Source organism: Variovorax sp. H27-G14 (assembly GCF_046156345.1).
Lineage (GTDB): Bacteria > Pseudomonadota > Gammaproteobacteria > Burkholderiales > Burkholderiaceae_C > Variovorax.
Genome location: NZ_JAYLVN010000012.1, coordinates 170662 through 189019 on the forward strand (window position 1 = coordinate 170662; position 18358 = coordinate 189019).

The 18358-nt window shown below is 70.5% G+C and carries 12 protein-coding genes; 5 read left to right on the top strand and 7 right to left on the bottom strand.

What is annotated here, in order from left to right; translation table 11 throughout:
• Window positions 1-118 precede the first annotated feature (118 nt).
• From tagF to phnD, 6 genes are all read right to left on the bottom strand, one after another.
• Window positions 119-775 carry a type VI secretion system-associated protein TagF gene (gene tagF / locus VLK31_RS24565; protein WP_409171071.1) on the bottom strand — a complete coding sequence of 219 codons (657 nt, stop codon included), beginning with the start codon at window positions 773-775 and terminating at the stop codon, window positions 119-121.
• Window positions 772-4374, bottom strand: coding sequence for a type VI secretion system membrane subunit TssM (tssM, locus tag VLK31_RS24570; RefSeq protein ID WP_409171072.1), 3603 nt, complete (start codon window positions 4372-4374; stop codon window positions 772-774). The genes tagF and tssM overlap by 4 nt, the downstream gene beginning before the upstream one ends.
• Complete coding sequence (locus tag VLK31_RS24575) at window positions 4371-5702, bottom strand: DotU family type VI secretion system protein (RefSeq protein ID WP_409171073.1); 1332 nt, start codon at window positions 5700-5702, stop codon at window positions 4371-4373. The genes tssM and VLK31_RS24575 overlap by 4 nt, the downstream gene beginning before the upstream one ends.
• A 153-nt stretch (window positions 5703-5855) precedes the next feature.
• On the bottom strand, window positions 5856-7187 hold the full coding sequence (tssK, locus tag VLK31_RS24580) for a type VI secretion system baseplate subunit TssK (protein WP_409171074.1): 1332 nt from the start codon (window positions 7185-7187) through the stop codon (window positions 5856-5858).
• A gap of 171 nt (window positions 7188-7358) precedes the next feature.
• Window positions 7359-8459, bottom strand: a complete 1101-nt coding sequence (locus tag VLK31_RS24585) for a phosphate/phosphite/phosphonate ABC transporter substrate-binding protein (RefSeq protein WP_409171075.1) — start codon at window positions 8457-8459, stop codon at window positions 7359-7361.
• A complete protein-coding gene (gene phnD / locus VLK31_RS24590) occupies window positions 8456-9517 on the bottom strand; it encodes a phosphate/phosphite/phosphonate ABC transporter substrate-binding protein (RefSeq protein ID WP_409171076.1) in 1062 nt (353 codons plus the stop codon). The genes VLK31_RS24585 and phnD overlap by 4 nt, the downstream gene beginning before the upstream one ends.
• Before the next feature lie 171 nt (window positions 9518-9688).
• Between phnD and VLK31_RS24595 the strand changes: the two genes are divergently transcribed.
• The 4 genes from VLK31_RS24595 to VLK31_RS24610 all read left to right on the top strand — a co-directional run bounded on the left by VLK31_RS24595 (window position 9689) and on the right by VLK31_RS24610 (window position 15670).
• Window positions 9689-11572, top strand: a complete 1884-nt coding sequence (locus VLK31_RS24595) for an ATP-binding protein (protein ID WP_409171077.1) — start codon at window positions 9689-9691, stop codon at window positions 11570-11572.
• 221 nt (window positions 11573-11793) lie between these two features.
• Window positions 11794-12831 (top strand): ABC transporter substrate binding protein, encoded by a 1038-nt coding sequence (locus tag VLK31_RS24600; protein ID WP_409171078.1) that lies wholly within the window; start codon window positions 11794-11796, stop codon window positions 12829-12831.
• Window positions 12828-14789: an ATP-binding protein gene (locus tag VLK31_RS24605; protein ID WP_409171079.1), complete on the top strand. Its 1962-nt coding sequence runs from the start codon at window positions 12828-12830 to the stop codon at window positions 14787-14789. The genes VLK31_RS24600 and VLK31_RS24605 overlap by 4 nt, the downstream gene beginning before the upstream one ends.
• A gap of 83 nt (window positions 14790-14872) precedes the next feature.
• A complete protein-coding gene (locus VLK31_RS24610; protein WP_409171080.1) occupies window positions 14873-15670 on the top strand; it encodes a hypothetical protein in 798 nt (265 codons plus the stop codon).
• On the opposite strand, the gene VLK31_RS24615 is transcribed toward VLK31_RS24610, so the two are convergent.
• On the bottom strand, window positions 15616-17409 hold the full coding sequence (locus VLK31_RS24615) for a glycosyltransferase (protein ID WP_409171081.1): 1794 nt from the start codon (window positions 17407-17409) through the stop codon (window positions 15616-15618). The genes VLK31_RS24610 and VLK31_RS24615 overlap by 55 nt on opposite strands.
• Window positions 17410-17489: 80 nt before the next feature.
• On the opposite strand from VLK31_RS24615, the gene VLK31_RS24620 reads away from it, so the two are divergent.
• Complete coding sequence (locus tag VLK31_RS24620; protein WP_409171082.1) at window positions 17490-18356, top strand: hypothetical protein; 867 nt, start codon at window positions 17490-17492, stop codon at window positions 18354-18356.
• The last annotated feature ends 2 nt before the right edge of the window (window positions 18357-18358 follow it).

Sequence of the window (18358 nt, forward strand, 5' to 3'; positions counted from 1 at the left end):
CGCAGACAGCAGGGTCGCCTTTTCTTTGCTTACTTTCTTTTGGCGAAGCAAAAGAAAGTGAGGCGCCTGCCGGGGCGAGACCTGGCCTCGAAAGGAAAGAAGAAAGAAGAAGTTCATCTCACCCCTCCTCCTCGAAGCCGAGAAACAGCGCATCGAACTGCCCATCGACCGGCAAGCCGCCGCAAAGCATCCGCATCCCTTCAGCGACAGAAGGATCGCAAAGCCAAAGAGAAGCCCCCGCCGCAGGCAAAGCAAGCGACCCGCCCGACGCATCGGCCGCATCAGGCGCACAGGCCGCCTCGCCAAACACCCTCAGCAGCAAAGCCTCGAAGCGCAAAGCATCGAGATCCCCCTCGAGCCCTTCCAACGCAGCCTGCGTGGCCCGCCCCCACCACCGCAGCGCTGCGCCCAGCGCCTCCCCTTGCAGCAGCACCGCCCCGTCGGAGCCGTGCAACTCCACCGCCAGCGTGAACGGAAAGTACCGCCCCACCCCGTCCACCGACGGCATCAGCACCCCGATCCATGCGCCCTGCCCCACCACCCGCGGGCCGAGCGCAAAGCACCAGACAGGCGCCTCCAGGTAGCGTTCCATCCAATCCGCATGCCGGTCGCGCAGCCGTGCCAGCCCGCGCTGCAGCCACGCGTCCCACACCGCGCGAAACCCTTCCGGCAGGCGCCGATGCGCGAAGTCCCCCATGCCCGGCAACTTGCCGAACCACCCCGGCAATGCCGCAGAGACAAGGAGCGAGGGAGAAGAAGCAGCGCTCGGCGTCACAGCCCCTCCGGACAAGAAAACTCCCGCAGCTCGCGCAGCCGAATCGGGTGCTGCACGCTGTTGGTCGTCACTTCGAATCGCGTCTTGCGTGCGCCCACCTGAAAGGTGATGAAGAATTTCTCCGGTGCGTCACCCGCTTCGAGCTGCCCGTCGTCCAGCGCACGGAACAGCGCCCACGGCCCGTCCACCGCCGCGCCGGAGCTGCCGGTGGCCGACGGCGGGCTCACCTGAATGCGCACCTGGTTGCTGCCCTTCGGCCCGGGCCACTGCACCGCCATCGGCACCACGGGGCCGTGCGCGTACTTCACGAGCTGGCCGTCCACGTCCAGGATGAACTGGGTGATGCCCGCGTCCATCTCCACCGGCTTGAAGTCCAGCCGCATCGACGGCCCGCGGCCACCGCCTCGGAAGAAGATGTCCTTGATGCGCGCGGCCCGCTCGAACTGCGCCAGCGCCTGCGTGGTGACGGCGCCGCGCTCGGCAACCGGCTTGTAGCGCCAGGGCTTGGTGCTGGTGTCGACCAGCGCGGCCAGCCGCTTCTGGAAGAAGTCGTCCATCAGGCCGCCAGGGCCGAACATCTGGCCGAAGTCTTCGGGCAGCACGTCGCGCTTGCTGCTGCCCACAAAGGGGTAGCGGCCCGCGATGGCGCGCGCGCAGAACTCGGCCACGGGGCGCAGGTCCTGGCTCAGGTTGCCGCGCTCGGCGGTCTGCGCCTGCGCGGCTCCCGACTGGCTCAGGTTCTCCACCATCGAGCGCACCGGCTCTGGCAGCCGGCCCGCGTCGGACTTGAGCTTGCCGGCCACGTCGCCCGGCGGCGGCGAGGTACGGCCCTTCACGGCCGTGTCCACCGCGTTCAGGTACACGTACACCTCGTTGAAGAGCTTGAGCGCGTCGTCGATGGGCGCGGGCTGGTTGGGCGCGCCGGCGGTGACCAGGCGGCGCAGCGGCTCGAAGCGGTCGTCCACGATGCTCTCGATGCGCTTGCCCGGCGCCACCTGCCGGGCAGAGTCGCCGCCGAACAGGTCTTCCAGGCCCTTGCGCGTGTTGCGCACGGTCTCGGTGGCCTTGCTCACCACGTCCTTGCCGGTGTCGCCCTGCGGGATCAGCGTGGTCTCTTTCACCACCGCGCGCAAAAAGCTGGCCAGGGGGGAGCCCACGCCAGAGAGGATGCGCGCGGTCTCGATGTTTTTCTCCAGCCCGGTGGCGCGCACCAGCCGCACGTCGGCCAGCAGCGCCTCCCATTGCTTGACGTACTCCTCCAGGTACAGGCGGCGCACCCGGTCGGTCAGCGCGCCCAGCGCGGCCACGTCGCGCAGGCGGTCGGCGGCGCCGCGGTCCTGGCCCAGCACCCACGGGTCTTCGTTGGCCAGCAGGCCGGTGAGCACCGTCACCTCGTTCTGAAAACGCTTGTGGTAACCGTCGTAGGTGAACATGCCCGGCACGCCTTCGCTCAGCGGCTTTCCGCTGATGCGCTCGAACACCAGCGGGCCCGACGGGCCGGTGGCAGTGGCCACGCTGAAGGCGGCAATGTCCTTGCTGGCGCGCTGGCGCTTCAGGCGGCTGAACACGCGCTGCTCCAGCGGGTAGCTGGCAAGCACGGCGCGCACGCTGCGCACCAGGTTCTCGTCCATCTTGAGCGGCGAGCGCGGCGGGCCCTGCGCAATGAGCACATCGAGCTGGTCTTCCAAGGCCTTGCGCTGGTCTTCGGGAATGCCGCGGTCGAGGTTGCGCGCCCAGTCGAGCGTGATCCAGGCCTTCAGCGCCTCGGGGTCGAAGTGCTCGGGCTGGTAGAGCATCAGGTAGCTCTTGAGGGCCTCGTAGGTGTACTCGAGGTTGTCTTTCTGCGCGGTGCGCAGCTGGTCTTCGATGCGCTTGGCAATCTGCGGCAGAAACGCATCGTTGAGCGCGCGCTGGTGCGTGAGCATGGCGGCGGCGTCGAGCTTGTCGCCCTGGTAAAGGCCCAGCGTCATCGACAGCGGCTCGTCGCCCTGGTGGTTGTCGGGCGTCTTCCAGATGTCGCGCAGGCTTTGCAGCACCGGCGCCACCTCGACCAGGTTCTGCACGCGGGCGGGCAGCGCGGCCAGGTTCTGCCTGGCCGGTTCGACGCGTGCCTCGACCGACTTCAGGTAGTTGATGTTCTGCAGCGTGCTGTAGCCCCAGGCCGCGAGCAGGCCGACGGTGAGCAGCGTCATGGCCGTGACGCCGATCACGCGCAGCGTGTGGCGGCGGCGCTCCAGCTTCACGTCGGCGCCGGCCAGGCGCTGCTCCGGGAAAACCACCTCGCGCAGCAGCGCGGTGAGAAAGTAGCTGCGCCCGCTGCTCTTTTGCGGCGCGAGCATGGCGCGCTCGATGCCGAAGCTGCGCGCCAGGCTGCCCATCACGCGGTCGATGGGGCTGCCCTCTTGCGTGCCGCTGGTGAAGTACACGCCGCGCACCCACGGCGGCTGCGCGAAGCGCGAGCCGGTGAACACCTGGTCGAGCAGGTCGGACAGCAGCGAACCGATGGAGCCGAACTGCGCCGGAAAACCGAAGATGGCCGCGCGCCGCGTGCCGTCGGTCTCGCGCTGCATGCGTGCAATGAGCCCGTCGTTCACCCGGTTGTGCAGCAGCGCGAACTCGCGGTGGAAGGCGGCCGACAGGCCCTTCTCTTCGAGCTGCACGTTCTCGTCGGCCGGCAGCGTGAAGCCGAAGACCTGCGCGCGCTGCTCCTTGCCAAGGTCGTCGAAGTAGTCGGTGAAGCCGTAGAGCAAGTCGCTCTTGGTGACCAGCACGTACACCGGCAGGCGCGTGGTGAGCTTGCCGTCGAGCTCCAGCAGGCGCGCGCGGATAGATGCCGCGAGCTGCGTGCGCGCCTCGGGGCCCTGGCTCAGCAAATCGGCCACGCTCACGGTGAGGAACACGCCGTTGAGCGGGCGGCGCGGGCGGGCCTTTTTCAGCAGGCCCAGAAAGCCTTCCCACGCGCTCTTGTCTTCGGCCTGGTGGCTGTCTTGCGTGGTGTAGCGCCCGGCGGTGTCGATGAGCACCGCCTCGTCGGTGAACCACCAGTCGCAGTTGCGCGTGCCGCCCACGCCGCGAATGGCGCCGGCGCCGAACTTCTCGGCCAGCGGAAAGCTCAGGCCCGAGTTGACCAGCGCGGTGGTCTTGCCCGCGCCCGGTGCGCCGATGAAGACGTACCAGGGCAGGTCGTACAGGTAGCTGCCACCCGAAATGGACATCCAGTCGCGCCAGCCCGGCTTCTTGCCCGCGGCGTGCAGGCGCATCTGCTTGAGCGTGGCGACGGCTTCGCTGAAGCGGGTGTCCAGGATCTGCTGCTCTCCATTGACCGGCGCACCGGTCTTTGCGGCAGGCGCCTTCATGAGCCCGTCGGTCAGGTGCTGGCTGGCACGGCGCGCGCGCCAGCGGCGGTACAGCGCGCGCAGCAGCACGGCCAGCACGATCACGCCGATGACGATGGCGCGCACCAGCTCGCTTTCGAGCGGCGCGAGCGCGCCGATCTTCACCAGCGGGCCGACCCACCAGATCAGCAACGCGACGATGAGCAGCGCCAGCAGCGTGAGCAGCAGCGGGCTGAACAGGAAGCCGAAGATTTTCTTGATCATTTCGTCGCTCCGGTGCTGGCAGCAACGCGATCCGGTTCGCTCAGCAGCACGATGTCGACGCGGCGGTTCTTCGCGCGGTTGGCGGGCGTGTCGTTGGCGGCCACCGGCTCGGCGTCGGCCTTGCCGTCGGAGCGCATGCGCGCGGGGTCGACCAGCGCGGTGAGCGCGCCCTTCACCGCGTCGGCGCGCGCGGCCGACAGGTGCCAGTTGGACGGATAGCGCAGCGAGCGAATCGGCTGGTTGTCGGAGTGGCCGGTGATGAGCACCTCGCCCTTCACCTCGGCCAGCGCCTGGCCGATGCGGCGCAGCACCGGCAGCGACTGCGCCATGGGCTCGGCGCTGCCGGAGCCGAAGAACGAGTCACCGCGCAGGCGCACCACGCTGCGGTCGGCCTCGTCGGTCACCGTGACCAGGCCCTGCTTGATCTCGGGCTCCAGAAAGCGCGCCAGCCGCGGCGTTTTCGCGGGCAGGGCCGGCGGCGCAATCTGCAGGTTGGGCGCGCGCAGGCTGGACACCGCGGCGTAGGTGGTGTCGGAGCGGTAATTGAGCGTGAGCCGCAGGCCGAACCAGGCCAGCGCCAGCAGCAGCGCGAAGCCGGCCGCGAACACCCACAGCGGCAGCGACTCGCGCAGCCGCACCGTGCCCGCGCCCTGCCCGCGCCAGTGCGGCGACAGCTCGGGCTCCACCGCGGGGCGGTCTTTGGCGATGAGGTCGGCCAGGCGCTGGCGCACCGAGTCGAGCTGCGCGCGGCCCTTGTCGACCACGCGGTAGCGGCCTTCGAAGCCGAGCGCGAGCACGCTGTAGATCAGCTCCAGCAGCTGGCGGTGCGTGGGCACATCCTGCGCGAGCTTGGCCAGCAGCTGAAACACCTTTTCGCCGCCCCAGGTCTCGTTGTGGAACTGCACCAGCAGGCTCTGCTTGTTCCAGCCGGCCTGCACGCCCCACGGGGTGTTGGCCACGGCCTCGTCCAGCGCGGTGCACAGCACGTAGCGCGCGGCCAGCACCGACTCGTTGCCCACACCGGCGCGGCGCGCGCTGGCATCGAACTGGTTCACCGCTTCCGCCGTGGAGGCGCGCAGGGCCGGCACGTTGGGCGGCTGCGCCAGGTGGCGCAGCTTGGCCGTGAGCACCAGCAGCTTGCCCGCGGCGGAGACCAGTGGGTTGAGCAGGCCGAGCTCGCCGACGTCGGCGGCGGGCGTGGGGTCGTTGCCGCCTGCAAACGGTGTGGGCGCCGGTGCGGCCGGCATGCCACCGGGCGTGCGCGGCTTGGGCTTGATGACCGTGCGCTCCGACTCGAAGGCGGCGAAGGGATCGGGAGGTGTGCTCATGGGGTTACCTCACTGCCGTTCGGGTCAAAACGACCGTTCGAGCGACCCACCCGTTCGGGCTGAGCTTGTCGAAGCCTTGCGCGATCAACCGCCGGCCCTTCGACAAGCTCAGGGCGAACGGGCTGAGGTGCGCGAACGGTGCGGCTTGCGGCTTCATGAACGAATCGCCCAGAAAGCGAGATCGAGACCAGGAAAGTCGCCCGCAATGTGCATCGCAATGCCACCCGACTGCTCCAGCTGGCGCCACAGGTCGCTGTTGCGCGTGTCGAGCTCGAAGTAGTTCGCGCCCGCGTGAAACGGAATCTGGCGCGGGGCCACCGGCATCGGCAACAGCGTGACGCCGGGCAGCGCCAGGTTGACCAGGTCGCGGATGCGCTCTACCGGGCCGATCTTCACCTGCGTGGGAAAGCGCGCGCGCAGCGCCTCGCTGGGCATGTGCGCGTTCACGGCCAGCACAAAGGTGGCGTTGCGCTGCAGCTCCACGTCGGTGACCACGGCCACGCGCACGCCGTGCTTGCGGTCGTGCAGGTCGATGCGAATGGCCGACTGCTCCAGCACCATCGACAGGCTGCGGCGCAGGTCGTCCATGACCGGGCGAAAGCTCAGCGCCAGGTCGTCGTGCACATAGGGGCCGAAGCGCGCCACGCGGCGCGAGTCCCTGAAGCTCGACAGGTCGCCCGCCAGGCCCAGCGCCTGCGCGAAGAAATGCTGCGGATGCAGCATGGCGCTCTTCGCCAGGTGCGCGAACACCGCCTCGTTGCGGTTGACGGCCTGCAGCAGCATGAAGTCGGCAATTTCGGCCACGCCGCCGGTGCCGCCTTGCGTCATGCGCCCGGCCAGTGCGTCGCCGCGCTGCCGCAGCAGGCCCAGCAACTCGTCGAGCCATGCGCGAATGACTGCATGGCCGGCCACGTCGAGCAGCGGCGGCAGCATGGCGCGGTCGAGCTGCACCTGGTTGTCGACGCGGCGCTCGGTCACGCGGGCCACGCCCAGCGTGGTCCAGGCGTCGGTCGCTTCGCCGGCGCGCATCAGCCGCGTGTGGAGCTGGCCCAGCTGCAGCATGGCGGTGCGCTCGCCGGCGGTGTTGGAGTCGGGCACGTCGGACTCGAGCACGCGGTGGCGCACCAGCTCTTCATATTCTTCAGCGTCGGCCTCGCGCGCGCCGGCGCGGCGCAGCGGCAGCGCCAGCACCACGGCCTCGTCGCGCATGGAAGAAGGAATGTCGATGGGCTCTGGCAGCGGGTCGACGGCCGGCATGTCGAACACGGTGCCGTCGCCGAAGATGCCCACCGCGCGCACCAGCGCCAGTTTGCCGAGCGTGAGCGCGGCGGTGTCGATTTCAATCTCGGCAAAGCCCCAGGCATAAGGGGTGGTGGAGCGCAACAGCACGTGCCGCGCATGGTCGCCATGACGCTCGCTTTGCTGCAGGTGCTGAGGCTGCAACAGCATCCCCTCGCTCCAGACCACTTTTGTTCGCCAGCTCATCCACGCTCCGTCAACGGCAAGGGTGCCGGGAAGAAAGAAACACGAAGTTTCAGGCGTGGGGAACGGCGGGCAAATCCGCCTTAAGGCCTAGCCAATGGCCTAGGCGGGGGATTGGTGGTACGGCGAAGGGAGTAGAGGGAGTAGAGGGAGCCGCGGGCCATGCCCGCGCGGTCAGCGGCCAGCGCCCAGAAACTCGACCTGCTCCGCATAGGTCTTCTCGATGCGCTGCAGCCGCTGCTCGCGCGCCGCCTCGTTGACCCAGGCCGCGGCCATGGCGCGCTGCTTGCCCAGCTGGTGCTCCAGCCGGGCTTCGGGCAGCAAGGCGCTGTCGTCCACGGCCACGTAGCCGTAGGCGGCGCGCAGGGTCTTGAGCACCTCGCGCTCGGCCTCGCCGCGCGCGCCTTTGGCCTTGCCGTAGCTGGTCAGAAAGTGCTGCAGGCGGGCCTGAAACTCGGGCGGGTAGTTGCGCCGCACCACCATCGGCGCGCCGGGCGGCGGCTCCGACTGCCACACCACCTGCAGCCGCTCGGCCTCCACCGGAAACTGCTGGCGAAAGCGCTCCAGGTCGGTGGTGTTGTTGGTGGCCACGTCGGCGTCGCCATTGGCCACGGCCAGCGCGGTGGCCTGGTGGGTGCCCACGAACTCGCTGCGAAAGCGGGTTTCCATTTCGATGTTGCGCGGCAGAAAGAGCTGGCTCTGCGGCACGACGAAGCCGGTGACCGAACGGCTGTCGCCGCGCGCCAGGCGCCATTTCTCGGGCTGCGCGAGCAGGCCTTCGAGCGTGTTGAGCGGGCCGGCCTTGCGCACCAGCAGCACGGCGCGGTGCTCGGGCACGCCGGGGTGTCGCGCAATCTGCGCCACCACCTTCATGCGCCGCTGCATCACGGCGTCGAGCGCCATCTTGGCCGACAGAAAAGCCATGTCGATCTCGTCGCGGCCGATGGCGCGGTCGAGCTCCTCGTAAGACGGCACCGAGTACGCGCTGACCGGAATGCCCAGGGCACGGCTCATGTCGGCCATGAGCGGCGTCCACAGCGCACGCGACTCCACGGTGCCGCCCAGCGGCAGCACGCCGAAGCGGATCATGGCGAGCGAGACCGGCGCGGCCCTGTCTGGTGCGGTGGGTGCGGCGGGTGCTGCGGGTGCGGTGGGTGCGGCGGGCGCAACAAGGGGCGTCGACTGAACGACGCCCTGCGCCGCCGCCAGCAAGGGCGCGGCCAGCCAGCAGGCACAGGCCAGCAGCGCGGCAGCCAGGCGCGGCCCGCGCTTCATGGCGACACGTCCTTCAGCACGCTCACCTGCTGCGCATACCCGCTCTCGATGCGCTGCAGGCGGGCTTCGCGTGCCGCATCGTTCACCCATTGCGCGGTCATCGCGCTCTGTTTGGCCAGCTGGTAGGCCAGCCGCGCGGCGGGCTGCAGCGAGCCGTTGTCGGCGGCCACGAAGCCGGCCAGGTCGTGCAGCGACTTGAGCACCACGCGCTCCGCGTCACCGCGCGGGCCCTTGGCGCGGCCGTAGCCGGTGAGAAAGGCTTGCACGCGCCGGCGCAGCTCGGGCGGGTACTCGCTGCGCACCACGATCTGCGCATGCGGAATCAGGTCGGACTCCCACAGCACCTGCAGCCGCTCGGCCTCGGCCGGAAAGCGCAGCTTGAAGCGCTCGAAGTCGGCGGTGTTGTTGGTGGCCACGTCGGCCTCGCTGTTGGCCACGGCCAGCGCGGTGGTCTGGTGGGTGCCGACGATCTCGCTCTGAAAGCGCGTTTCCATCGCGATGTGGTTGGGCAGAAACAGCTGCAGCTGCGGCACGATGAAGCCCGACACCGACTGCTTCTCCCCGCGCGCCAGCCGCCAGCTTTCAGGCTGCGCCAGCAGGCCCTTGAGCGTGTTCAGCGGCGGTGTCTTGCGCGCCAGCAGCAGCGCGCGGTAGCCGGGCAGGCCGTCGTGGCGCACCACCTGGGCCACCACTTTCATGCGCCGCTGGGTCACCGCGTCCAGCGCCATCTTTCCCGACAGGAAGGCCATGTCGACCTCGTCGCGCTGAATGGCCTGCTCCAGCGCCTCGTACGAGTTGACCGACAGCACGCTCACCGGGCGGGCGATGGCGCGGCTGAGTTCGGCCAGCAGCGGGTCCCAGTCGCTGCGCGACTCGAAGGCGCCGCCCAGCGGCAGGATGCCGAAGCGCACCGGCCCGTCGAGCGCACTGCCCTGGGGGTTTTGAATGACTTGAGTGACCTGCGCCAAGGCCGCCATCGGCAAGCCCATGCACAGCGCCAGCGCCGTGACACGAACGGCGACTGAAAGGTAAACAAAGCAACGCAGGAGAGCCAGCATTCTTGAACCGAAAGACATAGAGCCGTTGCGCATCGATGGGCCTAACATGGGCGGCGCGGACGCCATTAAATATCAATTGCTAACAATATCGGCGATGTTTTTCCTGACTTCACAGTTCCGTGGCGGCCTCTTGAGCGCGGCCTGCGCGCGGCCCCCGTGCGCGATGCGCCCATGAACTGGAACTTTCGCGTCCTGCGCGGGCTGGCCCGCCTCACCTTCGCGCAGCAGCTGATCCTGCTGGCCCTGGTGCCCGCCACGCTGGCCACGCTGGCGGCCATTGGCGTGCTGACGCGCCAGCACCTGGGCAACCTCACGGAGCTGATGCGCGCCAATGCGCAGACGGTGGCGCTGCAGGTGGCCACGGTGGCGCAGGCTCCGCTGGCGCGCATGGACCGCCGGGCGCTGCAGCGCACCGCCCAGTCGGGCACCTACCAGCCCAACGTGCAGCAGGTGCAGATCTGGACCGAAGACGGCGAGATCGTCGCCAACTCCGAAACCACCGACCGCGCCCGCGGCGAAGGCCTGCAGGTGGTGGTGCCCATCGTGAGCGACGACGGGCGCCACGCCGGCAAGGTGATGGTCGAGATGAGCCTGGCCGCCGTGCAGGGTGCGCGGCGCTCTGTGTGGCTCAACGTGGGCCTGGTGCTGGCCATCAGCCTGGTGGGCGTGGGGCTGGCGGGCTGGTGGGCGGCGCGGCGCATCAGCGAGCCGATTCGTGCGCTGGGCAAAGCGGTCGACCGCCTTGGCGCGGGGGAGGACGCCAGCGTGGCCATCGAAGGCACGTCGGAGGTGCGCCACCTGCAGCACGGCTTCAACCAGGCCGCCCGCGCGCTCGCGGAAAGCCACCGGCTGCTGCAAAGCCGCATCAACGAGGCCACGGCAGAGCTGGCGCGCAAGAACGCGCAGCTGGAAGTGGCCAGCCAGGCCAAGACCCGCCTGCTGGCCGCCGCCAGCCACGACCTGCGCCAGCCGCTGCATGCGCTCACGCTGTTCTCCGACGGCCTGGCCAACGGCGAGACCGACCCGGTGAAGCTCAAGCGCATCGGCCACATCCGCGAATGCGTCGACTCGCTCGACCGGCTGTTCTCCGAGCTGCTGAACCTGTCGCAGCTTGACGCGGGCGTGCTGCAGCCGCAGTGGACCGACTTTCCGCTGGACCGCCTGTTCGACGAAATCAGCCGCAACTTTCGCCCGGTGGCCGAGCAGCAGGGCCTGCGGCTGGTGGCGCGCAAGACCGAGCTGTGGGTGCGCTGCGACTACGTGATGCTCTCGCGCATCCTGAACAACCTGGTGTCCAACTCGCTGCGCCACACCATCGACGGCGGCGTGCTGATTGGCGCGCGCAGGCGCGGCAAGGGGGTGCGCATCGACGTGGTCGACACCGGCGTGGGCATAGCCAAACAGCACCAGGCGCGGGTGTTCGAAGAGTTCTATCAGGTGGAGCCCACCGGGCGCCAGGCGGCGCGCGGCGCCCGCGGCATGGGCCTGGGGCTGGCCACGGTGCAGCGGCTGGCCGAGCTGCTGAACACGCGCGTGGAGCTCAGCTCGCGGCTCAACAAGGGCACCTGCGTGCGGGTGCTGGTGCGTTCCGCGCAGGCCGCGCTGCCGGCGCCCACGGCCTCGCTGGCGGTGGCCGCCATCGAGGAGGAAGAAAGCCTGGCCAATGTGCGCATTCTGGTGATCGACGACGAGCGCACCATTCTTGAGGGCCTGAGCGTGGTACTCGCCAACTGGGGCGCCGAGGTGCTGCCCGCGCAGACCCGCGCCGAGGCACTGGCGCTGGCCGACACCTGGGAGCAGCCGCCCGACGTGGTCATCAGCGACCTGCTGCTGCAGGGCGGCGACAACGGCCTGGACGTGATCGCCGCGCTGGAGCGGCACCCGCACGGCATCGGCCCGGCCACCGCGCGCCTGCTGGTGACGGGCGAGACCAAGCCCGACCGGCTGCGCGAAGTGGCCAACGCGGGCATCACGGTGCTCTACAAGCCGGTGTCCCCGCGCGTGCTGCGCCAGGCCATTCAGGCGCAGCGCGCGGCGGTTGCGCAACTGGCCTGAAAGGGCTGCGGTAAGCACGGGGGTAGTGCGTCGGACATAGGCCGAGCGGCTGCCACGGCGTGAAATCCGTCACGCGGGCAGGCCCTTGTGAGGGTTGACATAAGCCCTCCGCCTTATCGCGCGAAGCCAGTCCGGTCCTTACATTGGTTCATCGCCCCTTGCTGCGAAAGCAGTCCATGCCCGTTGCCGTGAAACCCGTCCTCTTGCCCTTTTCCGAAAGGGTGCGCACTGTCGCCCACCCGGCGCGGCTGGCGCTCGCCGCGCTGGTCATGTGCACGGCAGGGGCCGCTGCCACCGCTTCGGCCAGCAACCTCACGGTGCTGATGGGCGACGACGCGGCGGCGTCTTCGGAGTTTGTGCAGCAGCTGCGCGCCGACCAGGGCACCGACGGCAAGTTCGACCTGGTGCGGCTGTCGCCGGGCGGGGTCGATCCGCAGGCGGCGGACAACGCGGCCGGTGCCGCCGACACCGAGCGCGCCGCCAACGCCGGCGTGCGCACGCGCAGCCTGCGCACCGCCGCCGATGCGCCCCTCACCATGGCCGTGGGCCCCGCCGCCGCGCGCGCCGCCGTCGAGCGCCCGGGCCAGGAGCCGCTGGTGCTGGCCATGCTCAGCCGGCTCGAGTACGAGAACCTCAAGGCCGCCAGCCCCGCGCTGCGCCGCGCCGACCGCCGCGTGGGCGTGCTGCTGCGCGACCCTGCCATGGCCGACCAGCTGGCGCTGATCAACGCGGTGCTGCCGCAGAAGCGCCGCATCGGCGTCATTGCCACGGCCGAGTCGCAGCCGCTGGTGCGCGAGCTGCAGCGCGCCGCGCAGGGCGCCACCCCGGCCTGGGACGTGCGCGTGGAATACGCGCCCGACGCCACCTCGCTGGCCAGCGCCTTGCGCCAGGTGGTGCCGCAGAGCGACGCGCTGATGGTGCTGCCCGACCTCATCGGCGACAACCAGGCGGCCACGCTGTCGGTGCTGCGCGCCGGCGCGGGCGCGGGCCTGCCGGTGTTCGGCGCCAGCGAAGGGCTGGTGCGCTCCGGCGGACTGGCGGCGGCGGTGTCCACGCCGTCGCAGCTCGCGCACCAGGCGCGCCTGCTCGGCCAGAAGGTGGCCAGCGCGGCCGGCGCCGGCAACAGCAACAACAACTCGCCGTTGGTGGAAGCGGCCACGCCCGCCACCGTGCGCGTCAACGCCACCGTGGCACGCGGACTCGGCCTGCGTCTGCCGGAGGAACGGGAACTGACCGAACGCCTCGCGGCCCCGCGATGAGCAGCGTGCCGCCCCCGGATGGCGCTGCACATGCAGCGGCGGCTGGCGCCCACACGCTGGTGGTGCGCGGCAACCTGCAGCACGACCTGTTCCGCCTGGGCGTGGTGCCGTGCGCCGCGGTGGCGCTGGCGCTCACCGGCTGGTTCACGCACAGCCGGCTGCAGACCCTGGAGGCCGCGTTCGACGCCGAAGGCCAGGCCGTGGCGCGCCAGGTGGCCGCCATGTCCGACCTGAGCCTGTACGCAGGCGACCTGCCGGCGCTGCAGAACGTGGCCAACGCCGCGCTGCGCGGCGGGCAGGTGGCGCGGGTGGAAATCAGCAACAGCGCGGGCGTGTACGTGGCGGCCGGGCCCAAGACCACATCGCTTGCTCAGCTGCGCATGTTCACCTCGCCGGTCACGCTGCGCGAGGCTTCACGCGCCAGCGCCTTCGCGCCCGCGGGCTCCACCGCGGGGGGCGACACGCCCATCGGGCTGGTGCAGACCTTTCGCGACACCACCGCCTACTCGCGCGAGCGCAGCCGCTCGCTGTTCGCGGGCGTGGGCATTGCGCTGGTGGCGCTGCTGGCGGCCTGGGCCTCGGTGCGCCACATGGCGCGCAACGTGGCGCGGCCGCTGCGGCGCGTGTCGCGCACCGTGGCGGCGCTGGAGGCCGGGCGCTTCGACGTGCGCTGCGGCGTGGTCGAAGGCGGCGTGCGCGGCACGCACGAGGTGGCGGTGCTGGCGCACGACATCGACCGCCTGGCCGAGCGCCTGCAGAGCAACCGCGAGATCAGCGAGGAACAGGTGCGCGCGGCCACCGCCGTGGCGCTGCAGCGCATGGCCGAGGCCGAACAGGCCGCGCTCTCGCGCGCCCGCTTTCTGGCCGCGGCCAGCCACGACCTGCGCCAGCCGCTGCATGCCATGGGCCTGTTCATCGACGGCCTGCTGCCGGGCGCCTCGCCCACGCAGCGCCCGGCCGTGCTGCGGCTGCAGGAGAGCACCGAGTTCATGGGTGTGCTGCTGGACGACCTGCTCGAGATTTCGCGGCTCGACGCACAGGTGCTCACGCCGTCGATCACCCAGGTGTCGCTTGCCGCGCTGTTCGACCAGCTCGACGCGCAACACGCCGCCACTGCGGCGGAAGCCCGCGTGCGGCTGCGCTGGAGCGACCGCGGCCTGGCCGTGCGCACCGACGCGGCCATGCTGCAGCGCATCGTGGGCAATCTGGTGGCCAATGCGCTGCGGCATGCGCCCGCGGGGGGCACGGTGCTGGTGGCGGCGCGGCGTGTTGCGGGGCAAGGCCCCGAGCAAGTGCGCATCGAAGTGCGCGACAACGGCGTGGGCATTGCGCCCATTCACCAGGGCCGCATCTTCGAGGAGTTCTATCAGGTGGCCAACACCGAGCGCGACCGCCGCCGCGGCTTCGGGCTGGGGCTGGCCATCTGCGCGCGCATTGCCGCGCTGCTGGGCACGCGCATCACCGTGCGCTCGGCGCTGCAGGCTGGCAGCACCTTCGCGTTCACGCTGCCTGCCGTCCGTGCGGCTGACATGGCCGACGTGCCGCCGCCCGAGCCCGCGCCGCTGGCCATGGCGCCGCTGGCGGGCCTGCGCTGCCTGGTGGTGGACGACGACCCGGCCATTCTGGACGGCAGCCGCACGCTGCTGGAGCAATGGGGCTGCCAGGCCGAATGCGTGACCACCGGCGCCGAGGCCATCGCGCGCATGGGCACCGGCGACATCGCCTTCGACGCCGTGCTGTGCGACCTGCAGCTGGCGGGCGACGGCGACGGCGTGGACGTGATCGACGCCGCCAAGCGCCTGCAGCCCGACGCGCTCGCGGTGCTGGTGTCGGGCGCCACCGGGCCCGAGGTGCTGCAACGCCTGAGGCACGGCGGCGTGATGCTGCTCACCAAGCCGGTGGCGCCGGCCAAGCTGCGGGCGCTGCTGACCACGCGGCGGCATGCGCATGCGGTGTGAGGGGCGGCAAGCTCGCACCCACTCATTCACTCATTCCCCTCACCTTCCCGCGGCACCTGTTCCACCGACAACCCGAAGCGCCCATGCTCCCCATCGACGCCCTGCAGCACATCCGCCCCTTCATCGCCACGCCCAGCTACACCGGCCAGCTCACCAGCGACTACGTGCGCAGCCTGCTCGGGCTGGTCAACCTTGCGTGGCGGCACGGCTTTGCGATGCAGACGCGCTTTCTCGACGGCGACAGCCTCATTCCGCGCGCGCGCAACCGGCTGGTGGCGGAGTTCATGGCGGACACGCGCTGGACGCACCTGTTCTGGATCGACGCCGACATCGGTTTCGAGCCCGACGCCGCGCTGCGGCTGCTGCTGGCGGGCCATGACGTGGTGGCCGGCGTGTACCCGCACAAGAGCGACGGCTGGCCGCGCGAAGGCCTGGCGCAGGCGCTGCCCGCGGGCAGCACGCGCGAAGACTTCGAGGCACGCCATGCGGTCTTTCCGGTGAACCTGGCCCACGCCGACGTAGCCCGCCGAGCCGACGCCGACGGCTTTGCCGAGGTGCTCGACGCGCCCACCGGCTTCATGCTGATCGCGCGCAGCGTGTTCACGCAACTCGCGCAGGCCATGCCGGAGCTGCGCTACACGCCCGACCGCATGGACGACGCCACCGCCGCCGCGCTGCCGCACCACCGCTTCTTCGACGTATGGGCCGAGCCCGGCAACGGGCGCTACCTCAGCGAGGACTTCGCCTTCTGCCGGCGCTGGCAGTCGCTGGGCGGGCAGGTGTTCGTCGACACACGCTCCTGCCTCACGCACACCGGCACGCGCACCTACCGCGGCGACTTTCTGCGTTCGCTCGCAGCCAGCGCGGGCCCGCCGTCCTGAAGCAGCGCCGCCAGGTCGTGCGGCAGGCTCGACAGGTCGTAGCCGCGCTCGCGCGCCACCTCGGAGAGCCGCAGCTGCGGCCCCTCTTCGGCCAGGTAGTCGTAGCCCATGGCCTGGTAGCGGCCTTCGGGGTCGAGGCGGCGGTACAGGTCGCGGCGCGCCGTGCGGTCCTCGGGTCGCACCATCTTCAGGTGGTACAGCCGGTAGTGGCTGCGGTACATCACGCCGTGGCGCGCCACGATGTCGGGGTACCACGGGCCATGCAGCGCGGGCGCCTCGTCGAAGCCGATGTCCTGCGGCAAGCGGAACAGGCAGGTGCGCTGCTTGCGCCCCCAGGGCCCGTCGACGCGGAAGCGGTCGGGCGCGTCCCAAAGGTCGTGCACCGAGAGCGTCAGGCAAGAGAGCTGCGCCTCCGGCAGCGAATCGACGATGGGCTGCAGGTGCGAAAGAAAGAGCGTCTCGTAGCGCTCGTCCGCGTCGCACACCAGCACCCAGCCGGCGCCGTGCGCGCGTGCGCAGGCCAGCAGGCGGCGGCGGTTCTCGCGTTCGTTCCACGCATGCGGCTGGCGCGGCGGGTTGCGCAGCAGCTCGAGCAGCTTCGGCTCGCGCCGCGCGATGTGCGCGGTGTCGTCGCTCGATCCGTCGTCCAGCAGCACGAAGCCGTCGACGTGGTCGCGCAGGTGCGCCAGACAACCTTCGAGCAGCCGTGCCTCGTTGTGCAGCTGCATCACGCAGACGATGCGCGGCCGCGCGGTCAGGCGCTGCGGCGCGGCCGGGCTGCAATGCGCGCAGTAAAAAGGCGGCGTGGGCTCGTGGTGGACCATGCGCGCGCAGATCTCGCACTGCCGGCGCGAGCCGATGGCAATCGCGGGCACGGGCATGGGCACGGGGCACAGCCAGGGCGGTGCAACGTCGGTCTCGCGCGACGGCACCTCAGCATCCTTGCGGGCGATGCGCGCAAAGTCGCGACCCCATTCATTGCCCTGGCCGGTGCCGTCGTCGTTCGCACGCGCCACGCTCGGCGTGCACCGCGCCCAGTCGTTGTCCGCATCGAACTGCTCTGCACCGTCGCGCGCCTCGAAGGACAGGTGCAGCAGCTTCAGGTCCGCGCAGGCTTGCAGTTGCCAGCCGGCCATTTCCAGGCGCACGCGAAAGTCATCGTCGTCGCCACCCCACCGCGCCAGCGATTCGTCATAACCGCCGACCGCCTCGAAGGCCTCGCGCGCGCAGCACAGAGAGCCGTAGAAGGTGCGCAGGTACAGGGCGTCGGGCACGGTCTGCGCGAACAGGTCGGACAGAGAGGCACCGGCACCTTCCCCCGCGCCCAGCGCGTCGAAGCGCGCAAAGCCGACGCGCCCCACCGCCACGCCACGTGAGTGGTGCATCGCCGTGTGCAGCGCCATGGCCGGTGCATCGCCCACGTAGGCCGATTCGGGCGAATGCACGAGCACGAAGCGGCCCGTGCTGTGGCGCACAGCCGCGTTGATCGCGCAGCTCGGCGGGCGCCACGCATGCGCGCGGTCGTTGACCAGCAGCGTCCAGCGCACCGCGTCGAAGCGCGCGAGCAGCTGCTGCAGGGCGGCCTCCTCGACGTTGTCGTCGAGCGCAATCACCACCTCGATGCCGGGGCGCGACCAGAACGGCGCGTTGAGGCCGATGACGCGCTCGAACTCCGCCAGCTTGCGATAGAACGGCAGCACCACGCTCAGCCAGGGTCGCGCTGCGCCAGCCGACGTCATGCCGCGCCCCGCCGCAAAACGCCACCGGGCGCGTGCTGGCCACGCGAGAATGCCGCACAGACACGGGTCATCACGCCATCATGAACGGTTGCTTCATCAATCTGCAAGGCAGCACCGCGCGACGCGACGCGATGCAGGTGCAACTGCTCGCGCTCGGCCTGCCGGGCATCGCCCGCCTGGAGGCCACCGACACGTGCGGGCTGCCGGCATCCGCCGCACTTCCCGACGCCCCCATCAGCCCGCGCGAGCACGCCTGCTTCGTCTCGCACACGCGAGCCATCGAAGGCGCACCGCCCGGTGCCTTCTTTCTGGTGCTCGAAGATGACGCCCTGCTGAGCCGCGCGCTGCCGCCGCTGCTGCACCAGCCCGAGGCGCTTACGCAGCTCGAAGGCTTCGACATGGTGTTTCTCGAATGCCTGCCCGACACCTCGGCGCCCAGCTTGTTGATGCTCTGGCAGAGCCTGCGCAAGCACCTGCCGCGCGACGCGGGCGCACCGCGCGATGCCATCGACGGCATAGAGATCCTCGACGCCCGCGGGCTCTACAACTGGGGCGCGGTGGCCTACCTTGTCACGCCGAAGGGCCTGCGCACGCTGCCGGCATTGCTGCGCGAGGCACTGGCCGCGGGCCCGGCGCAGCCCTTCGACACCACGCTGCATGCGCTGCTGCACGCCGGGCGCATGCGCGCCGCCGTGCTCGCGCCGTTCCTGGCCACGCCCGCGCTCGACAGCCATGCGCACAGCACCATCGACGACCGCCCGCGCAGCGCGGAAAACGATGCGCTGGGTGGCGCGCTGCGGCGCCTGTTCTTCGCCGGCACGATCGACGGGCTCGACGACCATGTGGCCGCCTACCGCCATGCGCCGCTCACGCCAGACCCGCAACTGCGGCTGCTGGCCGACCTGATGGCGCAGCTCTTCGTCATCACGGCGCGGCCGCCGGAGTGAGG